This window comes from Dickeya sp. MK7 (assembly GCF_000406305.1).
GTDB classification, from domain to species: domain Bacteria; phylum Pseudomonadota; class Gammaproteobacteria; order Enterobacterales; family Enterobacteriaceae; genus Dickeya; species Dickeya fangzhongdai.
In genome coordinates this window covers 2,758,400-2,776,386 of the sequence record NZ_CM001984.1, presented here as the reverse complement: position 1 = coordinate 2,776,386, position 17,987 = coordinate 2,758,400, and the positions used below count along the sequence as shown (strand labels likewise).

The 17,987-nt window shown below is 57.6% G+C and carries 12 protein-coding genes and 1 pseudogene; 5 read left to right on the top strand and 8 right to left on the bottom strand.

What is annotated here, in order from left to right; genetic code table 11:
* Positions 1-95 precede the first annotated feature (95 nt).
* The 4 genes from DXXMK7_RS12050 to yebS all read right to left on the bottom strand — a co-directional run bounded on the left by DXXMK7_RS12050 (position 96) and on the right by yebS (position 5,820).
* Positions 96-287 carry a YebW family protein gene (locus tag DXXMK7_RS12050; RefSeq protein ID WP_038658027.1) on the bottom strand — a complete coding sequence of 64 codons (192 nt, stop codon included), beginning with the start codon at positions 285-287 and terminating at the stop codon, positions 96-98.
* An 89-nt stretch (positions 288-376) separates the two neighbouring features.
* On the bottom strand, positions 377-1,825 hold the full coding sequence (gene rsmF / locus DXXMK7_RS12045) for a 16S rRNA (cytosine(1407)-C(5))-methyltransferase RsmF (protein WP_038919303.1): 1,449 nt from the start codon (positions 1,823-1,825) through the stop codon (positions 377-379).
* Between the two features lie 109 nt (positions 1,826-1,934).
* Entirely contained in the window at positions 1,935-4,565 is a 2,631-nt protein-coding gene (locus DXXMK7_RS12040) for a PqiB family protein (RefSeq protein ID WP_038919302.1), read from the bottom strand.
* Positions 4,566-4,581: 16 nt separating this feature from the next.
* Positions 4,582-5,820 carry a membrane integrity lipid transport subunit YebS gene (gene yebS / locus DXXMK7_RS12035; protein ID WP_038919301.1) on the bottom strand — a complete coding sequence of 413 codons (1,239 nt, stop codon included), beginning with the start codon at positions 5,818-5,820 and terminating at the stop codon, positions 4,582-4,584.
* A gap of 299 nt (positions 5,821-6,119) precedes the next feature.
* Between yebS and DXXMK7_RS12030 the strand changes: the two genes are divergently transcribed.
* From DXXMK7_RS12030 to DXXMK7_RS22320, 4 genes and pseudogenes are all read left to right on the top strand, one after another.
* A complete protein-coding gene (locus tag DXXMK7_RS12030) occupies positions 6,120-6,626 on the top strand; it encodes a GAF domain-containing protein (protein WP_038919300.1) in 507 nt (168 codons plus the stop codon).
* 84 nt (positions 6,627-6,710) lie between these two features.
* On the top strand, positions 6,711-7,442 hold the full coding sequence (proQ, locus tag DXXMK7_RS12025) for an RNA chaperone ProQ (RefSeq protein ID WP_038658037.1): 732 nt from the start codon (positions 6,711-6,713) through the stop codon (positions 7,440-7,442).
* Positions 7,443-7,461: 19 nt separating this feature from the next.
* The gene (prc, locus tag DXXMK7_RS12020) at positions 7,462-9,483 is read left to right on the top strand and encodes a carboxy terminal-processing peptidase (protein WP_038919299.1); all 2,022 of its coding nucleotides are present in this window, start codon (positions 7,462-7,464) and stop codon (positions 9,481-9,483) included.
* 112 nt (positions 9,484-9,595) lie between these two features.
* A pseudogene (locus tag DXXMK7_RS22320) lies at positions 9,596-10,648 on the top strand (IS3 family transposase).
* Between the two features lie 80 nt (positions 10,649-10,728).
* Here DXXMK7_RS22320 and DXXMK7_RS12005 read toward each other — a convergent pair.
* The 4 genes from DXXMK7_RS12005 to narX all read right to left on the bottom strand — a co-directional run bounded on the left by DXXMK7_RS12005 (position 10,729) and on the right by narX (position 15,993).
* The gene (locus tag DXXMK7_RS12005) at positions 10,729-11,784 is read right to left on the bottom strand and encodes a DUF481 domain-containing protein (protein ID WP_038919297.1); all 1,056 of its coding nucleotides are present in this window, start codon (positions 11,782-11,784) and stop codon (positions 10,729-10,731) included.
* Between the two features lie 229 nt (positions 11,785-12,013).
* Positions 12,014-13,282 (bottom strand): acyltransferase, encoded by a 1,269-nt coding sequence (locus DXXMK7_RS12000; RefSeq protein WP_038919296.1) that lies wholly within the window; start codon positions 13,280-13,282, stop codon positions 12,014-12,016.
* 259 nt (positions 13,283-13,541) lie between these two features.
* The gene (narL, locus tag DXXMK7_RS11995; RefSeq protein WP_038658044.1) at positions 13,542-14,189 is read right to left on the bottom strand and encodes a two-component system response regulator NarL; all 648 of its coding nucleotides are present in this window, start codon (positions 14,187-14,189) and stop codon (positions 13,542-13,544) included.
* Complete coding sequence (narX, locus tag DXXMK7_RS11990) at positions 14,182-15,993, bottom strand: nitrate/nitrite two-component system sensor histidine kinase NarX (RefSeq protein WP_038919295.1); 1,812 nt, start codon at positions 15,991-15,993, stop codon at positions 14,182-14,184. The genes narL and narX overlap by 8 nt, the downstream gene beginning before the upstream one ends.
* Before the next feature lie 418 nt (positions 15,994-16,411).
* Between narX and DXXMK7_RS11985 the strand changes: the two genes are divergently transcribed.
* The gene (locus tag DXXMK7_RS11985) at positions 16,412-17,803 is read left to right on the top strand and encodes a NarK family nitrate/nitrite MFS transporter (protein WP_038919294.1); all 1,392 of its coding nucleotides are present in this window, start codon (positions 16,412-16,414) and stop codon (positions 17,801-17,803) included.
* The last annotated feature ends 184 nt before the right edge of the window (positions 17,804-17,987 follow it).

The following is a 17,987-nucleotide window of genomic DNA, read 5'->3' as shown; positions in this document are numbered from 1 at the left end:
TATGAAATTCCAATAATAACAGGCAATAACCATCACACCTGTTTGGGCAACGCCGTCACAGCTGCGGCGTTGCTTTTTTTGCGGTGCCATCAGCGTCAGCGGTCACGATACTCGTGAGCCGGTTTCCAGTACCCGCTGCGAAAATCATCAACCGGAAAACAGCCGCCGTTACGGATTTGCTGTTCCTCCATGGCACCCAGACATTGTGGTTCATTGATATAGGTTCCCGCGACCAGACTCTCGCAGTTACCTCCCAGGTAACAGACAAAGATCACCAGTGCGAACATAGATTCCTCAACAGGTTGCCACGCCCTGCTTGTGAGTGTAGATGAAAAAAACGCACTGGGGACGCCGCGTACGGCGGCCCGGTCAAAGATTATCCGATAGCGGAGACAAGGTTGGCGCCATCGCGAACCAGATCACGAGGCAGGTTGTTTTTCAGGCGTTGGCCGACACGTTTGGTCAATCCCAGCGTGGTCTGCTGCCAGGTCAACAACACCTCGTCGTGGCTGACGGGCGAGGGCGGATAAATGTCTTTGCCGCGGAACCAGTCGACGACCTGCTCCGCGCTGAGCGCGTAGGTGTTTGGGCTGTCGGGGTTGCCCAGCGCCACAACGGCTTCATGCTGCCAGCGATACCCTTTGGCAAAGCGCTCCGCCAGCTTGACGCCCATGCGGGAGAAACGCATTTTGCCCAGCATCGGCTGCAATGCCGCCGGAAATAACCAGATCTCATCGTCCCGTTGCCACAGCTGTAATTGCTGTTCTGACCACTGCAGGCCCAACCGCTGCGCGCTTTGGCGAATCAACTGCGCATCCTTGGGGTTGATGGGGGTAAACGGCAGCTTGCCGAGTTTGTAATCCGGCGCCGCCAGCGGCGTTACGCTGGCGGTTTTACGCAAGCGCGCCACAAAAAAACCTTCGCTGTCGTAAATCTGCGGGAAGACGTGCAAAAAGCCGTCTTCGGTGATAGCACGGTGCGCTTGCGGGAACAATGCCTCCAGCGATTCGATCTCGCAGGCGTCGGGGAACTGCTGCATCAGCCAGCGGCAAACATGCTGGTTTTCTTGATGGTTCAGGGTACAGGTGGAATAAATCAGCACGCCGCCCGGCTTCAGGGCATGGAAGGCGCTTAGGATCAGTTCGCGCTGGGTCGCGGCGATATCGGCGATGCTCTCCAGCGACCAGTGACTCATGGCGGCGGGATCTTTTCTGACTACGCCTTCCCCGGAGCAGGGCGCGTCCAGCAGGATGGCGTCAAACGTCTCCGGTAAGGCGTTGCCGAATACCCGGCCGTCAAAATGCGTCAGGGCGGTATTGCTGACGCCGCAGCGGTGCAGGTTGGCGTGCAATACCTTGACCCGGCTGGCGGAATATTCGTTGGCGACAATCAATCCCTGATTGTTGAGCCGGGCGGCGATCTGGGTGGTTTTGGAGCCGGGGGCGGCCGCCATGTCGAGCACCCGCTCCGGGGCGTCATCCCCCATGAACAGCGCGCTGACCGGCAACATCGAACTGGCTTCCTGAATGTAGAACAGGCCGGCCAGGTGCTCCAGCGCGTTGCCCAGCCGCATGGCTTCCTCATCGGCGTTCAGCAGCCAGAATCCTTCATCGCACCAGGGCACCGCCTCTAACTCCCAACCGTAGGGCGCGACCAGCGCGAGAAAATCGGGCACGCTGATTTTCAGGGTGTTAACGCGGAGGCTGCGTCGCAGCGGTCGCTGGCAGGCGTCGATGAACGTGTCCATGCTCAGGTGCGCAGGCATGATCGCCTGCATGGCGGTCAGAAAGTCGGGAGTGAGAGACGCGGGAATAGGTTTGGCCACAGAAATGGTTCCGTTACAGCTACAATCAGGACGCGAATCTTACCATATCTCTTCCGCCGGAAGGGATGACGACTCACCGCTATAAGCCGGTGAGTCGCAGACATGACGCCTATCGTTCCGGCAGCGCGGTTCCCCAGTCGCGCCAGCCGCCGGGCTCTTCGCCGTGCAGCAGGAAGTGTTTGCCCGCCTGTGCCGCAGGCGCCAGCGGGGTGGCCGGCGGGGTGGCGAAGGCGATGCCGCCGCGAATAAATTGCTGGAAGGTGCCGCTTTTGATCACACCGCCGGTCAGGCCAAACTGCAGGTTGTAGCCGGAGGCCAGCCAGAACACCGAATTGTCGCGCACCAGATGTGCATGGCGTTTGCTGATGCGAAGCGCCACCGATACCCGGTCGGATAGCGAACCCAGCGACAGGCCGGTCACCGTGCCGACCTCAATCCCGCGGAACAACACCGGAGTACCGATTTGCAGCGACCCGGCTTCGGCGGTATCAACACTGATGTTCAGCCCGTCCTGATAGCGGGAGTCGGAAATGGTGGCTTTTTGTAGTTCAAAGCTGCGGGTAAACGCGCCGCTGCCCGGCTCGACGTTGATATAGGGCTGGATCAGGGTTTCCAGGTGGTTGACGCCGGCGGCGGAAATCTCCGGCGTCACCACCGAGAAGCGGGTGCCGGCGCGGGCGAAGTTGCGGACATATTCCGGATAGAGCACCGCCTGCACCAATACTTCATCCCGCTGCTCCGCCAGTTTCAGCGACTCCAACTGGCCGATATCGATGCCGAGATAACGAATCGGCATCCCGGCGGAGAGTTTGCTGGCGTCGTAGGTACGTAACGTAATGCGGCTGCCAATCGCCCGGGCGGCGGTTTCGTTACTGTATAACGGCCGTTTGCCGCCCTGTACGTCGGCGGCGCCGTCCACGTTGTCGAAGCTAATGGCGCCTTTCAGCGCCCGGCTGAGCGGAGACGCCTGCACGGTCAGTCCGGCGCCGCTAAGTTGCACGCGCGCGCCGCCTTCCGCCCAGAAGACACTGTTGTCGGTCAATAGGTTGCGGTATTCCGGCCGGACATAAACATCGATTTCGAAGGTGTCGGCTTTCGGGCGAATGCGGGTGATTTCACCCACCTGAAACTTGCGGTACAGTACGACCGAACCTTCCTGAATATCCGGCAGGCTGTCGGTCAGTAGCGTCAACGTGGTGGGCGGGGTAGCGCCCTGAATCCCGGCGCCGGCTTTTTCCCGATCGCTGTAGAGCGGATAACGCGGCTGGGCGTCGCCAGTGCGTCCCGGCAGCACCGTCACGCCGCCGCTCAACCATTCCTGGGCGCTGGCGCCCAGCACCTGAACGCCATCCAGCCCCATTTTGACGTTGACCCGGCTACTGGCGATGAACTGGCTGTCTTTATGCAACAAATGACGGTACTGACGGTCGATAACGGCGGTAAAGCTGACGCCGTTATCGGTTAAGGCGCGCTGAACAATCCGGCCGATTTGTACGCCGTGCAGGACAACCGGCTGACCGCTGTCGATGCCGTAACTCTGGCTGGCGGTCAATTCAACGGTGAGCGCGCCGGGCTGCTGTAGCTGCTGTTGGGTGGCGTCGGGCACGGTGAAGCGCTGCTTCGGCTCGCCATCGCCGGGGATCAACGTCAGGGTCGTGCCGCCCAGCAGGCTGGGCAGATTGAGGTCGTTCAGCGACAGACGCGGCGCGGCCAGTTCGATACGGGTGTTTTCCCGCATTAGCGGCACCACGGACGGGTCGACAATCAGCTCCCCGGTGACGCGCTGAGCCGCTTCCAGTGCGATGCGTTGCAGCGTGCCTACTTCCAGCCCCTGATACAACAGCGGCGTATGTCCGGCCCGCAGTTTATCGCCGGAGGGCAGATCCAGCGTGATCAGCACGCCGCGCTGGCTGCGCGCCAGATCCGGGTACAGGGTGTAATTCTGGTCTGCGGCCGCCGCTTCCCCTTGCTCGGGGGAGTCGAACGCGATGGCGCCGTTGACCAGCGCGGACAGATTCTGCATTTCGACGGTCGCGCCGCTGAGACTGACGTCGGCTTTCAAACCGGACACGTTCCAGAAACGGCTGTCCTTTTTCACCAGCCCGGTAAAACGGCGGTCGATCAACACATCGATCATCACGCCGTTGTGATCGGGGTTGATGCTGTAATCGTAGACTTTCCCTACCGGCATTTTACGAAAATAGACCAGCGAGCCGGCGTTCAGCGAACCCAGATCGTCGGCGCGCAGATGTATCAGCAATTCGCCGCTGTTAACGCGGTATTTGGGCTGAGTGTCCTGGGCGGTGAAGTGACTGACGGGCTCGCCGCCGCCGGGCAGCATGCCGATGTAGTTGCCGCCGACCAGCGCATCCAGACCGGACACGCCGGCCAGCGACGCTTTGGGGGTAACCAGCCAGAACTGGGTGCCGCTGCGCAACGCGTCTTTCATGTCGTTGCGAATGCTGGCGATGACCTGGATGGTGCGCAAATCGTCGCTGAGCTTAATGTTGCGCACGGTGCCGATCTCGACGCCCTGATAGCGTACCGGCGTGCGGCCGGGGACGATGCCGTCCGCCGACACGAAATCGATGGTCACCGTCGCGCCGCGTTCCTGCTGGTTGGTGTACAGCAGCCAGCCGGCGATCAGCAGGGCGATAAAAGGAAGCAGCCAGAATGGCGACAGGCGGCGCCGGGTTTTGACGTTGGCTTCAGTTGGTGTCATCGGCGTTTGGTTCTGCATTGTTATCCTACGATTATTAATCGTTATCCCACATCAGTCGGCTATCCAGCCACTCGACAGACAATATTGTCAGAATAACGGCGGCGCCAAAATAGAACGCCGCCGGTCCCATGGTAAAAGCAAGCAATTGGTCGCGGTTAACCAGCGACATGGTCAGGGCGATCACGAACAGATCGAGCATCGACCAGCGCCCGATCCAGGTCATCAGGCGCAGCAGCCGCATGCGCGTCATTAGGCTGTGTTTGACCCGAAAATGAATACTCAGCAGCAAAGTTGAGGTAATGAGCACCTTGCTGAACGGCACCAGAATACTGGCGATAAAAACCACCAGCGCCACGGGGACATTCCCGGCGGCCAGCGACATAATTCCTGAAAAAATCGTGTCTTCCCGGCGAACGCCGTTGACGTAAATCACCGATATCGGCAGCAGATTGGCGGGAAACAGCAGGATCACGGAGGTAATCAGCGCGGCCCAGGATTTCTGCAGGCTATAGGGGCGGCGCAGCGTCAGCGGAATATGACAGCGGCGGCAGCGGCCCCGGTGGTCCGGCGCGCCGGTGAAGCGGCAGGACAGGCAGACCAGCGCCTGCGGCGAGGCCGGAGCGGCGCGCTGCGGATAGAAGCGTTGCCAGAGTTGTTCGGGATTAAGATGAATCAGGGTCAGCAGACTGAGCGCCATCAGCGCCAGAAACGCCAGCAGGCCGTTGCCGGGCAGCACCTCGGAAAACTCGCGCACCTTAATCGAGGCGACCGCCAGACCGACCAGATACACATCCAGCATGACCCACTCTTTCAGGCGCTCAAACAGCAACAGCACCGGGCGCAGGTTCATGCCGACCCGCGGGGCGAAGAACAGATACAGCAGGGCGAATACCAGCGTCACCGGCGCGCCGATGATACAAAACGCCACCATGCTGGCGGTGACCGGGTGGCCCTGACGGGTCATTTGCCAGATGCCTTCCAGCAGGCTGGCGTTAATCGACACCCCCAGCAGCCGGATATTGATCAACGGCTCGGTATAGGCGAAGGGCATTAACACCAGCATGGCGAGCGCCATCGCCACCAGTCGAACAATCGGCCAGTCGCGGCCGCTGGCGATATGCGCCGCGCAGCGCGGGCAGTGGCCGTGCTGATGGCGTTTGAGCCGGGGCAGCGTGAACAGCAGGTCGCATTGCGGGCAACGTTGAAGCCGCCGCGGCGCGGCAGGCGGGGAATCAGCCGGCCCGGCGGACGGGGCGGCGTTATAAATTTTCATATTTCCTGCGGGCAGGTTAACAGGACAGGTATTATCATAGTGTAACTGAATGATGGACGACACAAAATCACTGCTACCCTTGTCAGTTGACATTGATGGCGTCACCAGGCGGTAGCCCGTACGGCAAGGACAGGATGCCAGGCGGAAAGGTATAACCCGCTGTCCTGTGACGGCGCCGTGCGGTGAAGGTTGGGCTAACAAGAGAAATCCTGTAGCATCCTGATCCGAAACTTTATTAATGTGCTGCGGGCGTCAGCCGTCAGGCGGTCCGTAAAGACAATTTCTGCCTATTACAAGCTATGAAAAAAGAACAATTCTACGATGAGCTGGTGCGTGATCTGACGGCGCTGATTGCCGGTGAAGATCGCTTCATCACGATATTATCAAACAGCAGCGCGTTACTGTTTGAACGACTGGATGGTGTGAATTGGGCCGGCTTTTACCTGCTGGACGGCGATACGTTGTTTCTGGGGCCGTTTCAGGGGCGCCCGGCCTGCGTGCGTATTCCGGCGGGAAAAGGGGTCTGTGGTCGGGCGGTTGCGGAAAACCGCGTGCAGCGGGTCGGCGATGTGCATGAATTTCCCGGCCATATCGCCTGCGATGCCGCCAGCAATGCCGAAATTGTGTTACCGCTGACGGTCGACGGGCAGTTGATTGGCGTACTGGATATCGACAGCACCATTCATCACCGTTTTGATGCCGTGGACGAAGACGGGCTGAATGCTGTGACGGCCGCGCTATGCCGCCAGTTGTCACAGAGCGACGTGCTGGCTTTCATCAATTCTCTTACGTTGCGACAAGGATAACGTAGCAATTGCCGATGGCGTCATTATAATGACGCCTGTTCATGCCTGCGCTGGTTGGCAAACCCGTTGTAATCAGGAAATTTCATGGAAAATCAACCTAAGTTGAACAGTAGTAAAGAAGTGATCGCCTATCTGGCAGAGCGTTTTCCGCTCTGTTTCACACTTGAAGGCGAAGCGCGTCCGTTAAAGATTGGTATTTTTCAGGATCTGGTCGAACGCGTGTCCGAATCTGAACACGTCAGCAAGACGCAGCTGCGTTCCGCACTCCGTCTTTACACGTCAAGCTGGCGCTATCTGTATGGCGTCAAACTGGGCGCCCAGCGCGTCGATCTTGATGGCAATTCGTGCGGCGAGCTTGAGCAGCAGCATGTAGAACATGCGCGCAAGCAGCTGGAAGAGGCCAAAGCCCGCGTTCAGGCCCAGCGGGCGGAGCAGCAGGCGAAGAAACGCGAGTCCGGCGAAGCCGAACCGTCCCGTCCGCGTCCGGCTGGCGGCAGAAATGCCCCGCGTCGTGAGCGTGATGCCGCCGGCGCCGCGCCGCGCAAGCCGCGTTCTTCCTCTTCCCGTTCCGCACAGACTGCTTCTCCGTCATCCGAAAAATCCCAACCCCGTCAGCCTAAAGCGGCCCGAGCGGTGCAACCGGAACGGCAGGCGGTGACGGATATTTCCAGCCTGCAAATCGGCCAGGAAATCAAAGTCAGGGCTGGCAAAAACGCCATGGATGCCACTGTGCTTGAGATCGCCAAAGATGGAGTCAGGGTACAGCTGGCTTCCGGACTGGCGATGATCGTACGCGCAGAACATTTGCAGTTCTGATACGGAGGCCAACCTGGGCATGAACAAATTTGTCAAAGCAGCGGCTTTAATCTGGCTTTTGCTGTCTGGATGCAGTTTTGCCAGTGAGAATATCACCCGCGCGGATCAAATCCCCCAATTGCAGCCGGAAGCGCAGCATTCCACCGTTAGCGAACGCGTCGCGTCGCGTTTCCTGCGTTCCCACTATCGCCAGTTCATGTTGGATGCGCAGTTTTCCGGCAAGATTTTTGATCGTTACCTCAACATGCTGGATTACAGCCATAACGTGCTGCTGGCTTCCGACGTGGCGCAATTTTCCGGTCAGAAAGGCGAGTTGGGCGACGATCTGAAAAGCGGCAAACTCAGCCTGCCGTACGCCATGTACAATCTGGCCCAGAAGCGCCGTTTCGAACGTTACCAGTACGCGCTGACGCTGCTGGAAAAACCGATCAGCCTGAACGGCAACGATGCTATCGATCTCGATCGCGCCAAGGCGCCCTGGCCGCAAAGCGTGGATGAGCTTAACGCGTTGTGGGACGCCAAGGTCAAATATGACTGGCTGAGCCTGAAGTTGACCGGCAAGGCCGATGCGGAAATCAAGGAAACGCTGACCAAACGTTATCAGTTTGCGATTCGCCGTCTGGTGCAGACCAACAGCGAAGACGTGTTTCAGCTGATCATGAACGCCTTCGCGCGGGAAATCGATCCGCACACCAGTTATCTGTCGCCGCGCAATACCGAGCAGTTCAATACCGAGATGAGCCTGTCGCTGGAAGGCATCGGCGCGGTGCTGCAGATGGATGAAGATTACACCGTGATCAACTCCATGGTGCCGGGCGGCCCGGCGGCGAAAAGCAAACGCATCAGCGTTGGCGATCGCATCGTGGGCGTCGGTCAGGCCGGCAAGCCGATGGTGGATGTGATCGGCTGGCGTCTGGATGACGTGGTGGCGTTGATCAAAGGGCCGAAAGGCAGCAAGGTGCGTCTGGAAGTGCTGCCTGCCGGCAAAGGCACCAAAACGCAAACCATTACCCTGACTCGTGAACGTATCCGGCTGGAAGATCGCGCGGTGAAAATGTCGATCAAGGATGCGGGTAAAGACAAGGTTGGCGTACTGGATATTCCCGGTTTCTACGTCGGGTTGACGGATGATGTGAAAGTGCAGTTGCAGAAGCTTGAGAAAGAGCATGTCAGCAGCATCATCATTGACCTGCGCGGCAACGGCGGCGGCGCGCTGACGGAAGCGGTCAGCCTGTCTGGGCTGTTCATTCCCACCGGGCCGGTAGTGCAGGTGCGCGACAACAACGGCAAAGTGCGTGAAGACAGCGATACCGACGACACTATCTATTACAAAGGTCCGTTGGTGGTGCTGGTCGATCGCTTTAGCGCCTCGGCGTCGGAAATTTTCGCGGCGGCGATGCAGGACTACGGCCGCGCGCTGATTGTCGGCGAGCCGACCTTCGGTAAGGGTACGGTGCAACAATACCGTTCGCTCAACCGCATTTACGATCAGATGCTGCGCCCGGAATGGCCAGCGCTGGGTTCGGTGCAATACACCATCCAGAAGTTCTATCGTATCAATGGCGGCAGCACCCAGCGTAAAGGGGTCACGCCTGATATCGTGATGCCGACCGGCAACGAGATGGTGGATACCGGCGAGAAGTTTGAAGACAACGCCTTGCCGTGGGACAGCATCAAACCGGCCAGCTATACGGTGATGGGCGACATGAAACCGCTGTTGCCGGGGCTGCTCGATCAGCATAACGCGCGTATCGCCAAGGATCCGGAGTTCCAGTACATCCAGCAGGATGTGGCCCGGTATCAGGAGCTGAAAGAGAAGCGCAACCACGTGTCGTTGAATCTGGCTCAACGCCAGAAAGAAAACAACGAAGACGAGGCTACGCGTCTGCAGCGCATCAACGATAGACTGAAGCGTCAGGGTAAACCGCCGTTGAAAACGCTGGATGATTTGCCGAAGGATTATCAGGATCCGGACGCTTACCTGAATGAAACCGTCCAGATTGCGGAAGACCTGTCTAAACAGGAACCGAAGCCGCAGTAAAGGCGAGCGGTAGCACTAAAGAAAAGCCCGGTGAGAAAACCGGGCTTTTTTATGGGTGATGATCCGTCCTGAATAGCGTTGACACGTTCCTGACTTAAATCTGGAGAACGTGATGATGACTGAGTTCAAACGTACCCAACGTGATTATCCTCTATCCTTTAAATAGCCGTCGTTGAGCAAGTCGAAAAAGGTGAAATGACCTACAAACAGGCTCAGCAACGATACGGTATTCAGGGGCGCTCCACTGTCCTTGTCTGGCTGCGTAAATATGGCCGGCTTGACTGGAGCCCCGGACTTCCGAATTTGGTGAAGAGGAAATTGCTTGTGGCTCAGACAAATACCCCACTCACCCCCGAGCAAAGAATCAAAGAGCTTGAAGAACAGCTTGAGCTGGCGAACCAGAAGGCTGAGTTTTTTGAGTCGGTTATCAATGTCCTGAAAAATGATTACGGGGTGAGTGTCGTAAAAAAGCGGCCCGGCAAGTCCTTGCTCAAGGTCAGACCTCAAAAATAACCGTTACGCGCGCCTGCCAATTTCTGGGTCACAGCAGACAGGCATGGTATCAGTACAATGCCCGCTGCAATCAACGACATGCACACCATAGTAAGGTTCTGGATGTTATTGCCCGGATCCGGTGCCGCCAGCCGAGGATCGGCACACGTAAACTGCACCATCTATTGAACAGTCACCCGGACAAGACACTGAAGGCACGGTTTATCTGAGTCTGGTCACTGATGCCTGCTCAAGAAAAATCATGGGTTATCATGTGGATGAAAACCTGCACACTGAAAATGTAGTAAAAGCGTTCAAACAGGCACTGCGGCAAAGGCAAACAGAAGGCCCTCTGATACATCACTCAGACAGGGGGATACAATACTGTTCAGCACTTTATCAGTCAGTGCATAAAGAATACGGAATAACCTGTTCAATGACAGATGGTTACGACTGCTACCAGAATGCACTGGCGGAACGAATAAACGGGATCCTGAAGAGTGAATTTTTACTCTCACGCCCGGCCGATCCGGCACAGGCAAGGAAAATGGTGAAAGAGTCTGTAGCAATTTATAACCATGAACGGCCACATCTGGCCCTGAAATACAAAACGCCTGATGAAGTTCATCAGGCGTTTTACGGGCAAACAACTGTCAACCTATATCAGGACTAGTCATGAAACTTTTTATGGACCGAACACACGGTGGTACAGGGAAACGGTTCCTGCGGCAATCGCAGGAACCGGGCCGGAAATTACCAGCCGACGCCCAGACCCAGCGAGTACAGGGTATCGTTGACGTTGCCCTGAACGCTTTCGGTACGGTTGCGGGATACCTTCATGCTGACGGATGACCAGTCGGTAACCTTGAGGCGCAGACCGGCGCCAGCTTTGAAGTAGAGCGGGGTGGTGCTGTCAAACGAGCGGCCCACTTCGCCATCGGTGAACAATTCGGTGCGCTTGCTGAACAGGAAACGATCATAGTTCCACTTCAGGCCGCCGGAGTAGAAATTGTCTTCGCTGTTGTTCTGATAAGTAAAGGTCTGGGAGTTCACCAGCGTGGTGACGGAGAAGGAACCCAGATCGTTATCCCAGAACTGGTAACCCGGACCGGTACCGACGGAGCGGTTGATCTTGATGTTTTCCACCCAGTCGCGTTTGTATTCATAACGGCCCTGCCAGAACCAGTGCTCGTCGATGAATTTATCCAGCGCGTATTCGCCGGCGGCGTTTTTGGTGCTCTCCACATTGTCTTCTTTGGTCATGTGGTAGCTGGCATCCAGATTGTGACGCCAGGTGCCGTGACGCAGGCGGGTGTTCAATGTGACATCGCGGTTGTCGGTTTCGGTGGAGCTTTTCTTGTGGGCCAGGCTGACATCAACGTTGCCTTTCCAGGAGAAATCTTCCACCCAGCGGCGCGGCACCACCATTGAGTTGATGTCAGACAGCGGCAGGGTTTCCTGACCGGCGCTGACCTGCTGGCCATCTACGCTTGCCGGCTGGGCAACGATGGCGCGTGAACTGTCGGATGCCTTGATGGACGGGTAGAGCACGCCTTTTTCGTAGCGTTGTCCCTGAATTACCATCCCGTGGTCGGTCTGGAAGGTTTTGACTTTGTCCCAGGTGACCGACACGGTGTCGGCATAGTCGGTTTTGATGAATAATTTACCGCTGTCCAGCAGCGTAATCTGGCCGCTGATCTTGTCACCGTTGGTTAACCAGACGGTGTCCGCATGGCTGGTGGAAATGCCTGCGGCGCTGAGGGCGATAAACAGACTCAGCGACGAAAGTGCGTGTTTGGAATGTGTCATGATGTCAGATAAAACAGTGGGTGACTAAAAGTGAAAGACGCCGTTCAGACGGTCTGCCGATGCATCGATGTACCGGTTTTTTCCGGCGAGGCAAACATTAACAGGAATCGCGCTGCGCCTCTAGGTATAAGTGTCCCATAATTAGAATGGAAATTGTTATAAACCGTGCGATTAATGATTTACGGCTATAACGGTGATGACGATCACATCACCGCGATAGCCGTTATCATCAGGCTGCGCTGCGGGAGGGTTGGAAACGGCGGCCCAGGAAACGTTCGGTCAAGGCCTGTTTCATGCGGATGACCACCTGTTCCTGAAACACCACGCACAGTGCGACAGTGGTCAGCAGGAACACGCCATAACCGGTCATGGACAGTTCGACTCGTCCGGCTGCGTCGATACAGGCCGTCCAGTCGGTGAAGCACTGCAACGGGTCGCCGCGCAACAGCTGTTCCAGCGTGCGGAACAGATTGAACAGCGGTACATGCAGGGCGAAGATCGACAGCGATGCCGCACCGAGGCGGGTGGCCCAGATTTTCAGCGTGTCGCTGTCCGGCTCGCGGAAGTGAGCGCACAGGCACACCAGCGCCACCTGCGCCGGTAACAACAGACCGTTGTGCAACAGGAAATACCAGTAGCGGTCGCCATGGGTAAACAGCCAGGTGGCGACGATAAAACTCAGGCTGATAAAGACGCCCAGCGCTTTACGCTGTATACGGCTCAGCGCCGGCAGTGTGCCGTCGCGGTATTGACGGAAAATGGCGTAGCCCAGCACCCCGGCCAGAAATTCCGGCAGACGCAGCAGGGGGCTGCGTTGCAGCAGACCGGTGTAAGGCGCGCCATATAATTGATGCCAGACAACCCATATCGGCGGCAGCAGGTACAGCACAAACATCGCGATCAGCCACAGGCGCGGGTAACGGCTGCCTAAAAGCCGCGGCGCCAGCAGCGGGAACAGTAGATAAAAGAAGAACAGCGTCGAAACCGACCACAACGGCGCGTTGAACGTCAGAAAATAAGGGTTCCACGCCTGCAGCATCAGTAATTGCAGCAAGCCGTTAAAAGCCAGTTGAGCATTGTCCATGTAATGACGCAATGTCTCCGGCGCGACGCTGGGGTCGTTGCTGTCGTAAATGACGAAGCGGGCGCTGGCGACCTGGCCTTCCGGCGGAATCGCCAGCCAGTGCATCAGGCTGACCACCACGATGGATGACACCAGCCCGATGATATGGATCGGGTAAAGGTTAAAGAACCGTTTGGCCAAAAAGTGCCGGGCAGGTTCCCGCAACTGGCCGTCACGCAGATAAACGTGCGTCAGCAGAAAGCCGGATAACACAAAAAAAGTACTGGTGGCGAAGAACCCCATGCTGGTCAGTTCGTTCATAAAGAGGATCTTTTCGCGCTGTGGATAGATATGTACGGTGTGATAGACCATGACATAACATCCAAGTAGAAACCGGAGCCATTCCAGTCCAATAAATCGTTCTCTGACTTTCATTCTCTTTTTCCTCCGGTTAAGCCTGGCGAAAGCGCAATGAAACGCCGAACAAGGTGAGTCTAGGAAAGGAATATGGGGAAATATCTAGGAAAATGGCGATAAAGTACTAAAAACCATGATCAGGTGTTACTTTATCACCCCCAGTGCAAACAAATGTATAGAAGTGTAGGTGAGGGTATTTTACTGTAATTTCTGACATTAAAAGGTAAGGGCGACATCGCTGGGTCTATTCCGGCTGGCGGCGTCCGGCCGCCGCCGGTTAAAAAATCTTCTCCTGCACCACCCAGACAGCGGCTTCCACCCGGGAGCGCAATTTCATTTTTTTCAACAGATGTTTGACGTGCACTTTCACCGTGCTTTCGGTGATCGTTAGCTTGCGGGCGATGACCTTGTTGGGCAGGCCCTGGGCGATCAGCTTCAGGATATCCTTTTCCCGCGGGGTCAGTTGCTGGATATCCCGCGTGTCGCTGCTGCGCGTTTCCCGCAGGCTGGCCGCCAGAACCGGCGTCAGGGCATCGCTGAGCACCATTTTGCCGGCGGCGGCCTGATGCAGCGCCACCAGCAGGTCTTCCGGCTCCATGTCTTTGAGCAGATAACCGTCGGCGCCGTTTTTAAATGCGCTGATGACATCTTCTTCGTGGTTGGAAACGGTGAACACCACGATACGCCCGGACAGTGGCGTTTCCCGCAACCGGGCCAGTGTTTCCAGCCCATTCATGCCGGGCATGTTCAGGTCCAGCAGAATCAGATCCGGATCCAGCTGTTCCGCCAGCGTAACGCCCTGCTCGCCGTGGCTGGCTTCGCCGACTACGCGCAGGTCGGGCGCCATGCTAAGCAACTGCTTGACGCCGTTGCGCAGCATCGGATGGTCGTCAATCAGCAGCACGGTGGCGGCGTCGTTAGTCATGGTGTTCTCCTGATAATACGGGGGGCTGGCGGTAGTCTGCCAGAAAGCTGACGCAGACTTCTGTGCCGCCGGACGCAAGACGTTGAATAGTACAGTCGCCGTGCAGGCTTCGGGCGCGGTCGCGCATGATGATCAAACCGTAATGATTCGCGCGGCCGATGTCATCGCTGATGCCGATGCCGTTATCGCGCACGCGCAGCTCAATATACCGCTGCTGCTGACGCAGGGTGATGCCGACGGCTGTAGCCTGCGCATGTTTGTAAATATTGCTCAATGCCTCACGCACGATCTGCAGCAGATGGATGCCCTGATGAGCGGAAACCGCCTGTAGCGGCAGCTGGTAGTCCAGCGCGATATCGTAGCCGAGGCGCTGGCTGAATTCGTCCGCCGTGGCCCGCAACGCCGCCAGCAGACCGGACTCCGACAGTTTGAGCCGGAAGGTAGTCAGCAACTCGCGTAACTGACGGTAGGCGGTATTGGTTTCATCGCGCATCGCGTCCAGTTGCTGTTGTATCTCCGGCGTCAGCGCGGTGTGCTGCATCTGCAGGCAGCTGATCTGAATCTTCAGACAGGAGAGCGACTGGGCGATGGAGTCATGTAATTCGCGGGCGATGGTGGCGCGTTCTTCCATCAGCATCAGCTGCTGCTGATGGCTGGACTGCCGCTCCAGCGCCAGCGTGCTGGTCAGTTGCTCCAGCAGGGTATTGAACAACTGGTGTTGGTCGGGCGTCAGTTGCTGGTGGTCGGGCAGCCGCGCCAGCACCACGCCGTAATGGCCGAGTTTGTCGTGCAGATCCCAGCTTACCGGTTTGCCTTCGGTCGCCATGCGGGGCGGGGCAAGGCGATCGCAGCGTTTGCAGTGACTGTCCGGGCAGGCGTCGGGGTCGGGAATGTGCGTCAGGCTGGAGGGCGTCACATGCGCCTGATGATTGTCTTCATAGAGCTGTAAGCGGATATCGGACAGCGGCATCAGCGCGCTCAGCTCGTCCAGCACCGGCAGCAGTCGGCTGCAGAGCGGCGCGCTGGTATGCAGCCGGCGGCTGGCGCGATAGAGAAACGCCAGCGTGTCGTTCTTCTGTTGCAGGTCAGCGGTCTTTTCCGCCACCCGCCGTTCCAGATCGCGGTACATCGCCGACAGCTCATCCGACATATTGTTCAGCGCCTGCGCCAGCGTGCTCATTTCATCCTGACCGCGCAGCGTCACCCGCTGATGGAATTCGCCCTGACCGATGGCCTGCGCCATCGACACCAGCTTACGCCAGGGGGCCAGCAAGCGGTGGCGCAAATAGAAAAAGGTGATCAGCAATAGCGACAGCATGATGCCGATAAAAACGCGCTGCACCAGCGTCACCAGCCGCAGGTGCGCCTCGGTTTTCTGGTCGATGGCCAGCACCAGCGTATCCAGATGGTGGACAAAATCGGCCACCGCGGTGGCGGCGTCGGTCGGGCGTTCGGCCTGGCGCAGGCGCGGTTTAAGCTGCTCCGCCCAGTAATGCCGCAGGGTGCTGAATTGGTCGCTCAGCCCCTCGCGCACCACCGCCTGACGCAGGTCGTCGTCGTTTTCATCCTGCTCCAGCTCCTGCAAATAGCGCTCGCCGCCGGCGTCGAGCGGCACCATCGACAGCAGCCGGTAGCTCTGCATGCGCAGAGAGCCGGCGGTATTGATGGCGTGCGCATTGCCCTGAATGCTTTGCGACATCCAACTGGAAACCGCCATGCCCGCAATCCCCAACAGACCCTGCAGCAACATCAGCAACGCCACCTGATTGACCAGCGAGAGTGGAAGCCGAAAGCGTCTGAACATCGGGAAACCGCCTGTGACGAAAGTGGAAACGCGTTTGTGTGATAAAACTGTACTGCGGGTATGGTGTTACGCGTTGATGGAGATCGACAAAAAACCGAACCCTGCTGCCTGCCGTGAGAACAGCCTCACGCATCACAAGGTCATTTTTTCTTATTTTCAGGGGTAACCCTATACCCCTAAAGAGGTACCTCCCAATTTCCACAAGGGGGAGGCGGTGAGTACAGTGACAAAATAAATGACTATAACAGTATGAAACTATGACATTAACTTGTCATTATCGCTTACCTATTTGGGAGGGGGCGCAAAAGAGACGCATTTTTTTACCCAACAACCTGTTGATGTATATCAACTTTGCCCCGGTCATACCTTCTAATGTGGCGCGTAGTGTTATAGGCATTTTTACTGACCGAGGCTTTTTATGACGCAGTCAACCATTACGCCAGGCGCTTCACGGCAGACTGTTATCCGGGAATGGCGCCCGGAAGACGTTCAGTTCTGGCAAACACAGGGGCGCGGTATCGCTCAGCGCAACCTGTGGATTTCAATTCCTTGTCTGTTGCTGGCTTTCTGTGTCTGGATGTTGTTCAGCACCGTGGCCGTCAACCTGAACAAGGTTGGGTTCCATTTCACCACCGACCAGCTGTTTATGCTGACCGCCTTGCCGTCGGTATCCGGCGCGCTGCTGCGGGTGCCGTATTCGTTCATTATTCCACTGGCGGGCGGGCGCCGCTGGACCACCTTCAGTACGCTGATTCTTATCATCCCGTGCGTGTGGCTGGGGTTCGTGGTGCAGGATCCGCAGACGCCCTACGGCGTATTCATCATTATCTCGTTGCTGTGCGGGTTCGCCGGCGCCAATTTTGCCTCCAGCATGGCTAACATCAGCTTCTTTTTTCCCAAGGCGCAGCAGGGTAGCGCGCTGGGCCTGAATGGCGGCTTCGGTAATCTGGGCGTTAGCGTGATGCAGTTACTGGTGCCGGTGGTGATTTTTCTGCCGGTGCTGAGTTTTACCGGCAATGGCGTGGCGCAGCCGGACGGCGGTCAGGTCTGGTTGCAGAATGCGCCCTGGGTGTGGGTGCCGCTGCTGCTTATCGCGTCGGCGGCGGCCTGGTTTGGTATGAACGATCTGTCCACCGCCAAAGCGTCGCTCCGCCAGCAGTTGCCGGTGCTCAAACGGGCGCACTTGTGGATCCTCAGCGTACTGTATCTGTCGGCGTTCGGCTCTTTTATCGGTTTTTCCGCCGGTTTCGCCATGCTGTCGAAAACCCAGTTCCCGGATGTGATTATCCTGCATTACGCCTTTTGCGGCCCGCTGCTGGGGGCGCTGGCGCGTCCGGTGGGCGGCATGCTGTCGGACCGCTTCGGCGGCGTGCGGGTGACGCTGATCAATTTCGTGCTGATGGCGATTCTGTCCGTGTTGTTGTTCACCGCGTTGCCGGGTGACAATCAGCCCGGTTCCTTCCTGCTGTTCTTCGGTATCTTCATGCTGCTGTTTTTAACGGCCGGGCTGGGAAGCGGGTCGACCTTCCAGATGATCGCGGTGATTTTCCGCGGGCTGACGGTGGCGAGGGTGACCGCAGCAGGCGGCGGCGAAGATGAAGCGCAGCGCAGCGCGGTGACCGATACCGCCGCGGCGCTGGGATTTATTTCCGCCATCGGCGCTATCGGCGGCTTTTTTATCCCGAAAGCGTTCGGCACCTCGCTGGCGTTGACCGGCTCGCCCGCCGGCGCCATGAAGATCTTCGTGGTGTTTTACGTGGCCTGCGTGGTTATCACCTGGCTGTGTTACGGACGTAAAGCCCGCGCCTGATCGCCGAACAATGCTATTTATCGCCGAGCAATGCTATTTATCGGCAAACAATGCTTTTGATCGTTGAATAATTGATCGCTGAATAATTGATCGCTGAACAATCCTACCGCGTTGAGGCCGTGAAACCTCAACGCGGTAGCGTTCCCGCACGCTTTCATCCCATCCACCCATCCACCCATCCACG